Source organism: Pedobacter sp. KBW06 (genome assembly GCF_003852525.1).
Lineage (GTDB): Bacteria > Bacteroidota > Bacteroidia > Sphingobacteriales > Sphingobacteriaceae > Pedobacter.
Map to the genome: position 1 here is coordinate 845,627 of NZ_QAJL01000004.1, position 7,632 is coordinate 853,258.

Here is a 7,632-nt window from a genome sequence, read left to right on the forward strand (position 1 = left end):
TTATGGGATTTTAATTCTTAAACCTGCGGACCTGAAAAATATTTCATGTTGACTGTAGCGTTTTTAAAGAGCGCTACGTTTTAGGAGAAAAATGGTTAACGGCCAATAACTAAACGATTTATACATCTTAATAATTTTAATTATGGAAATTTCAAACAAATTCAAAAATATATCTAAAGCTTTTGTTGCTGCAGTTACGATCTCGGTAGCATTATCAGCCTGTTCTAAAAGAGATGATTCCAAGCCGATTGCGGCTGCGGTGTTGTCTGTTGTAAATGCGAGTCCAACCGTTAAAGAGTTCGATTTCATTATTGGAGGTCAGCGCTGGAGTGCGGATGCTTTCAAGTACGGGACAAAGTTTGATTATGTTGCTTTCTATCCGGGATTAGCGAGGATTGGCATTACGGAAAGAGGAAAGACAACCTACCTCCTGACAAAAGACCAGGTTTATCAGTCAGATAAATATTATACTACTTTTTTAATAGATACAGGAGCTAACAGGGCATTTTTAACAGTTGTTGATCGGCTGGATAGCCCTGCAACATCTACAAAAGCAAAGGTTAGGTTCCTTAACCTGAGCCCGGATGCTGCTCCATTAATTCTGTCGGTTAAGGGCGAAACAACAGACTTGTTTGTCAACAAAGCATACAAAGAATCTACCGCATTTGCAGCTGTAGAGCCGGGAGATAACGTTGCTTTCGAGATTAAGGACAATGCTACAAAAGCGGTTTTGGCAACCATACCTGGAAGTAAGCTCGAGAAAGGACAGCTTTACACCATTTATGCAAAAGGATATAAAGGTAAGTTAGATGCGGATCCATTGAAATTTGGAGCCAATATCTATATGGCGAAATAGATACCCCCCCAGGTCGGTTTCTTATGAAACCGGCTTTTTTTAATCTTTGAATAACGGAAATGATTAAATTTACATTTCCTCTGTTAAACAGTGTGTTGGAAGATGCTGAGGTTGATGTTCTTGTTCAATCTCTTCGTTTTTAGTCGTACAGAGACGGTAAACTTAAATAATCCTTAATGGTGTTAAAAAAGAATGCTCAAATTTGAGGACGTTTTAGCGGGGTGTTTGAAAAATGACAACAAATGTAAAGAGGTGGTTTATAAATCATTTTATGGCTATTTAATGGGCGTTATTTTGAGATACGTTAATGATAAAAATGATGCTCAGGAGTTGATTAATGACAGCTTCATCAAGGTTTTTAAAAGCATAGGACAATTTGGTTTTCCAAAGGACCAGGCAGACCTGCAAAAAGCTTTTAAAGGGTGGATTGCAAGAATCTCGTCGCGTACCGCTATAGATTTTCTAAGAAGCAAACGGACTTATCTCTACGTAGATGATATAGAAGATTTACAGCAGCCACTTACGGAGCTAAATGCCATTTCTCAACTCAATGTACAGGATATTATGAAGTTGTTAGGTCAATTACCGGAAACCCACAAGTTGATTTTTAATATGTACGAAATTGAAGGTTTTTCGCATGATGAAATCTCCAAATTGTTGAATATCCCTGAGAGCTCCAGCCGGGTTTACCTGACCAGAGCAAAGAATAAATTGAGAACGCTTTATTCGAAATCATTGATTAGTTCTTATGAGTCCAACTAAATTAAATAATATAGAAACGCATTGAATAAGTGCCTGATCCGGATAAATATAAAGAAAAGAGGATGAAACCTAATGAACATATGAAATTGCCTGAAGACGAGTTAATTACTCACATCAGGGAGAGTTTGATGGCTCATGAGGAGGAGTATGCCGCGGGGGCATGGGAAGACTTTATAAAAGAAGAACCTAAGAAAAGAGGTTTGTTTTTCTGGCTGGGCGGCTTGAGTAGTGCTGCGGCAGTCCTGTTAATTGGATTTGGGTTGTTCTTTGTACTAAACAAAAAAGATTTACCAAAAAATCAGGAGATCAGCGGGACTGAGCCAATTAGAGGGGGATCGGTGTTGCCCCGGGTATCGGATGTCATTTCTGCTGCCCCTGCCGGACAAAAACAGGAAACAGCAATTTCAGTTACAAAAAATAACAATACTTCGCAGAGTGCTGATATTATAGAGCGCAGGCAGGTAGCAATAGATTTGAACACAAATGAGTCGGCTTCTGCAGTCGCTCAAATAGAAACGAAACAGCCCATTATCAATCCTCTTTCCAAGCCGGAGCGGATTGTTCCTCAGGAGCAGGTGGTTGCCCAGGAGCCTGCTGTAGAAAGAAAACAGAGCTTCGAGGACTTCTTGGTTAATGAAACAAGGCAAAACCGAACGGCCAATACGGGTAAATCTATTACAAAAAGGGAAAGCAAATGGGAAATGGGGCTTGTTGTTGCACCTTCATTTGGGAACAGTAAAAAGTTAAACATGGGCTATGGCGTAAGTATGGGCTATGCGTTGTCGGATAAAGTATCCATTAACTCAGGGATTTCCTATAATGAAATGGGGGCATCCAGAACCATTGAAAACCCGCCTAATACGGCAATGATGAGTATGAATGTGGGGGGCGACATTGCCAATGATAGCAAAGAGTTGAAAGCGGTCAATGCGCAGTTACGCGGGATCGATATTCCCCTGGAGTTGAAGTATCATTTGAGTAAAAAATTGTATGCCAATATAGGCGTATCAGCTTTTGCTGTGATTGATCAGAAGCAACAGAATACCTTTATTGAAAGCAAGGTTGCACCACAGGCATATGACGGAGGGGGCGGAGCTGCAAAAGCTATGGTATTGAACAGAACCGTTTCTGAAGAAGCACCAAAAGAACAAATTAAAAATGACCCTTACTTAGGGTTTTATAACTTCTCTGTAGGGTATAAACAGAAGATTTCAAAAGGTAAAGCATTCTCCGTGGAACCATTTATAAAACTGCCAATGAAGGAGCTTAAACAGGAAAACCTGTACCTTATTGGCACAGGTGTGAGGTTAAAATTTGATTTTTAGGATTAACATCAGCGTTAATCCTCTTGTTCTTCTTTCAGCTCAGCGATAAGCGATGCTATTTCCTTTGCATATTTACCGTAATATTGATTTAGCCAGAGAACTGCAAAGTAATGAATCATGATACAGATGCTCAATACTGTCAGTCCAAATACCAGATAGAAGGAACCAGGCTCGCTGACAATTACTTTCATAAAATAATCATAGTTGAAATTAACAAGAATTATTGCTCCAAAGGCCAGGAAGATAGGTAGGAGCATATAATTGAACATTTTATACAGTTCTAAGTTTAATTTCAGGTCATAATTTAATTCATACAAACTGTCTTTCGTGGTTAAAGAAGATTGTCCGATTTTTTTATAAAGTCTATAAAACCGAATCAGGAAATATACGGTGGTGATGACAAAAATAATGTAAGTGCAGTTAAAGGAAACCCTTAATGTCGGGATAAGGTTAAAATAACCGGGGATAAAGATGCTCACTAATAGGGCCACAACCTGGAACATCGCCTCTCCCCTCATGTTTTTCCTGAATTTGTCCAGTGGCATCTGTGCTTTCTTCAGGCTTTCAATTGTTTTTGGTACTTCAATCGGTTGCTCCGATTCTTTATTCCATGCTGATTTTATATCGTCAAAATTCATAACCTTGTTTTTTTATAAGTTCTTTTAGTTTATTCTTTGCTCTGTTGAGCTTTACCCGTGCATTTCCTTCTGTAATTCCCAGGTTATCTCCAATCTCTTTGTGGGAATAGTTCTCCAGGAAATAAAACATCAATGCTTTTTCAATTTTGTCCAGCTTTTGAAGTGCTTTATAAAAGTGCGCCAGTTGTATTTCTTTTGTCTCCGCTTCGTCTGACGGAATTTCTATTTCTTCAGCGAGGATATTGGCGTAGACATCCTGTTTGCGTTTGTCCTTTTTAAAAAATACAATAGCCGTATTTAAAGCCACTTTGTACATCCAGCTGGAAAACTTGCTTTGATGGTTAAAGGAATCGTAAGATTTCCAAAGCTGACAGATGATTTCCTGAAAAAGATCTTTCTGATCATCTTCATCATCCATGTACATTCTGGAGATCTTATGAATGATTCCTTTATGGGTTTCTATTTCTCCAAGAAACGCTTTTTCCTTTGTTTTCAAGGCTTAATTCATTACTGGTTTAACGGTGTATCCCTGCGCCTTTAACAGCTCCAATACGCCTTTTTTACCAGGTAGGTGTGCTGCGCCTACAGCAAAGAAAGATGCTTGCTTTTTCATCATTTCCGGCATTTGTTTCGCCCAGTTTGTATTTCTTCCTTCCAGAACCCATCTGTTAATTTCTTTGCTGCTGAATTTCTTATCGTTCATTCTTTCTGCCACCTCTGTAATTTTTTCTTCTTTATAGGCTTTTACCACAGCTGTAAACATTGCTTTGTAATCATCAAACAACACAATGTGTTTAACCATGACGGAGTCTGGATAGGCTTTATGCAGGTTTCCCATTTGAGATTTTGTAGTTTCCAATCCACCTGTGGCTATCTTTTTCTGTTTGGCTAATTTAGTAAATTCTGCTTCATATGATTTGGTTGTGGGACAGGGTAATGTTTTTGAAATAGCAATGGAATAAACTGTGAGCAGACCATATTGGTCCAATGCTTTTAAAGGGATTTTTGCTTTTAATTTAAGAACAGAGTCTACGAGGAAGTATTGACTCGCATTAAGGGTCTGGCTCAATAGTGTTCCCGGTACAGCTGCTTTTTGCATATCCGCCATTTCATTCGGATCATTGTAATCAATTTCGAAAATAAGCTTTTCTGTCTTATCAAAAGCCTTGGTTACCTTTTCTGGAATAATAAGATCATTTTCACAGATCATGTGAATCGTTCCATAAATGTACGAAGGCTTTGTCAGTCCTTTTCCCGATACCTCCCAAAGTAAAGAGTTTTCCAGAGGTTTGTTTTGTGCGGTCACTTTGGTCGTAAAGATGCTGCTTAATGCAAGGGCAGTGATGGTGAATATTGTTTTCATGTTTTGCTGGTTTTGATTTTTATACTCAATTAGTAGCCGGTTTTTGAATTCGTTACAAGCTTTTTTTATTTTTTCTTAAAAGGGAGCTGTTTATCCTTTTTTCCTTCATTTTAGGGCTCTTTTGTTGATATTGTTGCAACAATGATACTTTTAAAGATGGTCAGGGCTGATCTAAAGAATTATATTTGCCAAACCTCAGCCCATCTGAGGTTTTTGTGATTAATCAATAAAGCTGATCTGAAAAATGAAATTAAAAAACGGAATCCCATCAATGATCTTAATTTGCGGAATGCTGCTGGTTACTGATAAAACAGTAATGGGCCAGAATACGAATCCATTTATGGAAGAGTACAATACTCCATATGGAGTTCCTCCATTTAACAAGATAACTACCCCTGATTTTGTTCCGGCCTTTCAGGAAGGAATGAAGCAGCAACAGCAGGCTGTTACTTCAATTTACAGACAGCGCTCTGTCCCTACTTTTCAGAACACTATCGTGGCGCTGGAAGAAAGCGGAAAACTACTCAATAAAGTGAGTACTGTGTTTTTCAACCTAAGTTCTGCCAATACTTCTCCTGAGCTTGAAGCCATATCCAAACAAATGGCGCCGGAGCTGTCTAAGCATAGTGACGATATTTATCTGAACGCAGATTTATTTAAAAGAGTAAAGGCAGTATATGATAAGCGGGAATTGCTAAAGCTGAATATAGAACAGAGGCGTTTGCTGGATAAAACCTATAAAGGCTTTGTCCGCAGCGGAGCAAACCTGAATGCAGCACAGCAGGTAAAAATGAGAGCAATCAATAAAGAATTTTCTCTCCTTACCCTGAATTTTGGACAACACCTTTTGGCGGAGGTCAATAGTTTTGAGTTGCTGATTGATCAGCAGGCTGATCTTGCCGGACTTCCGGAATCGGTAAAAGCGGCTGCGGCTCAGTCTGCCAAACAAGCTGGAAAAGAAGGAAAATGGCGGTTCACATTACATACACCGAGTGTGATGCCATTTTTACAGTATTCAGAGAACCGGGCATTAAGAGAAAAGATGTATCAGGCCTATATCAGCAGGGGCAACAACAACGATGCAAATGATAATAAAAAGATCATTTCAAGAATGGTTGCTTTACGTGCCGAAAAGGCTGGATTACTAGGTTATAAAAGCCATGCAGACTTTGTTTTGGAAGAAAGTATGGCAAAGTCTCCTAAAGAGGCTTACGACTTGTTAAATGGCCTTTGGGATGCCGCTTTGCCGGTGGCCAGGCAGGAAGCTGCAGATATGCAGAAAATGATGGACAAAGAGGGGAAGAATGAAACACTGGAAGCCTGGGACTGGTCTCATTATGCCGATAAAGTGCGTAAGGAAAGATATAACTACGATGCCGAAGAATTAAGGCCATATTTCCAGCTAGAAAATGTGAAAGCAGGGTTTTTCAAAGTAGCGAATAAGTTATACGGCATTACTTTTACCGCGCTGACTGACGTTCCTGTTTATCATAAGGACGTAACCGCTTATCAGGTAAAAGAAGCTGACGGCACACACATCGGGGTTATTTATATGGATTTCTTTACCCGTAGTTCTAAACGTGGCGGGGCATGGATGACCTCTTATGCCACCCAATCTTATAAAGAAGGAAAACGCATTGCTCCTGTTGTTTCCATTGTTTGTAACTTTTCCGGCCCGAACGGGGATGAACCGGCTTTATTTACAGCTGATGAAGTAACCACATTTTACCATGAAATGGGACATGCCCTTCATGGTTTATTGTCTAACGTAAAATACAGAAGCCTTGCCGGTACTTCTGTTCCCCGTGATTTTGTGGAATTACCTTCACAGGTGATGGAGCACTTTGCATTTGAGCCGGAGGTTCTCCAGTTTTATGCGAAACACTATAAAACCGGAGCAGTTGTACCACAGGAATTGATTACAAAGATGAAAAATGCAGGAAAGTTTAATCAGGGTTTTGAAACTGTCGAATATCTTGCTGCTTCTTTACTCGATATGGGCTTTCATACGATCCCCGTTGGAAAAGAAATAGACGCTGTTAAGTTCGAAATGGCAGAAATGAATAAGTATGGACTGATCAGACAAATCGCTCCCCGTTACAGAAGTACTTATTTTCAGCACATTTTTGCTTCCGGTTATTCGGCCGGATATTATAGTTATATCTGGTCGGCCGTATTGGATAGTGACGCCTTTGCTGCCTTCAAGGAAAGCGGAAACATCTTTGATCCGGAGGTCGCTAAATCCTTCCGTAAGAATGTTCTTGAAAAAGGGGGTACCATTGAACCAATGGACCTCTACAAGGCTTTTAGAGGTAAAGAACCTGATATGAAACATTTATTGAAAGACAGAGGGCTAAACAAAGCGCTTTAATCAAAGGTTTAATTTTTTACGCAACAGGTAGCATTGGCCTGGTTGCTTCAAGCCATCAAGGCGATAAAAAGGACTTCAACGGATCTTTTTTATCGCCTTTTTTCATCTCGGTTTTTTTGCTGAATAAGGCCGGTCAGCGGATCAATTCACATTGTTTTTTGCATTTAATACCAGTCGTCCAGCCCGAAGCTAATTGCTTCTCACTTATCTCTTTAACATGTTGATTATTTACTAAAACCGCCCAGTATTTTATTGTGGGGCAAACTTTATTTTTTAGCTTTGCTACCCGGTAAATTTTTTATATAAAATGGCATTAA

The 7,632-nt window shown here is 39.5% G+C and carries 7 protein-coding genes; 4 read left to right on the forward strand and 3 right to left on the reverse strand.

The annotated features are described in order from the left end of the window. The first annotated feature begins 142 nt into the window (after nt 1–142). From DBR43_RS25885 to DBR43_RS25895, 3 genes are all read left to right on the forward strand, one after another. Complete coding sequence (locus tag DBR43_RS25885; RefSeq protein ID WP_124586210.1) at nt 143–856, forward strand: DUF4397 domain-containing protein; 714 nt, start codon at nt 143–145, stop codon at nt 854–856. Between the two features lie 192 nt (nt 857–1,048). Continuing rightward, nucleotides 1,049–1,618, forward strand: coding sequence for an RNA polymerase sigma factor (locus DBR43_RS25890; RefSeq protein WP_124586211.1), 570 nt, complete (start codon nt 1,049–1,051; stop codon nt 1,616–1,618). A 62-nt stretch (nt 1,619–1,680) separates the two neighbouring features. Next, on the forward strand, nt 1,681–2,943 hold the full coding sequence (locus tag DBR43_RS25895) for a hypothetical protein (protein WP_124586212.1): 1,263 nt from the start codon (nt 1,681–1,683) through the stop codon (nt 2,941–2,943). A 14-nt stretch (nt 2,944–2,957) separates the two neighbouring features. Here DBR43_RS25895 and DBR43_RS25900 read toward each other — a convergent pair whose 3' ends face one another. From DBR43_RS25900 to DBR43_RS25910, 3 genes are read right to left on the reverse strand one after another with little or no spacing between them, the layout of a single operon-like run. Then, nucleotides 2,958–3,581, reverse strand: coding sequence for a hypothetical protein (locus tag DBR43_RS25900; RefSeq protein WP_124586213.1), 624 nt, complete (start codon nt 3,579–3,581; stop codon nt 2,958–2,960). After that, nucleotides 3,571–4,077, reverse strand: coding sequence for an RNA polymerase sigma factor (locus DBR43_RS25905; protein WP_124586214.1), 507 nt, complete (start codon nt 4,075–4,077; stop codon nt 3,571–3,573). Before DBR43_RS25905 ends, DBR43_RS25900 begins: the two co-directional genes overlap by 11 nt. 3 nt (nt 4,078–4,080) lie before the next feature. Then, on the reverse strand, nt 4,081–4,944 hold the full coding sequence (locus DBR43_RS25910) for a TraB/GumN family protein (protein WP_124586215.1): 864 nt from the start codon (nt 4,942–4,944) through the stop codon (nt 4,081–4,083). 244 nt (nt 4,945–5,188) lie between these two features. On the opposite strand from DBR43_RS25910, the gene DBR43_RS25915 reads away from it, so the two are divergent. Further along, nucleotides 5,189–7,315: a M3 family metallopeptidase gene (locus tag DBR43_RS25915; protein WP_124586216.1), complete on the forward strand. Its 2,127-nt coding sequence runs from the start codon at nt 5,189–5,191 to the stop codon at nt 7,313–7,315. Nucleotides 7,316–7,632 lie beyond the last annotated feature (317 nt).

Excerpts from the sequence above, each read along its gene's own strand:
- DBR43_RS25885 (WP_124586210.1), top strand. The coding sequence starts at position 143 with ATGGAAATTTCAAACAAATTCAAAAATATATCTAAAGCTTTTGTTGCT.
- DBR43_RS25890 (WP_124586211.1), top strand. The coding sequence starts at position 1,049 with ATGCTCAAATTTGAGGACGTTTTAGCGGGGTGTTTGAAAAATGACAAC.
- DBR43_RS25895 (WP_124586212.1), top strand. The coding sequence starts at position 1,681 with ATGAAACCTAATGAACATATGAAATTGCCTGAAGACGAGTTAATTACT.
- DBR43_RS25900 (WP_124586213.1), bottom strand. The coding sequence starts at position 3,581 with ATGAATTTTGACGATATAAAATCAGCATGGAATAAAGAATCGGAGCAA.
- DBR43_RS25910 (WP_124586215.1), bottom strand. The coding sequence starts at position 4,944 with ATGAAAACAATATTCACCATCACTGCCCTTGCATTAAGCAGCATCTTT.
- DBR43_RS25915 (WP_124586216.1), top strand. The coding sequence starts at position 5,189 with ATGAAATTAAAAAACGGAATCCCATCAATGATCTTAATTTGCGGAATG.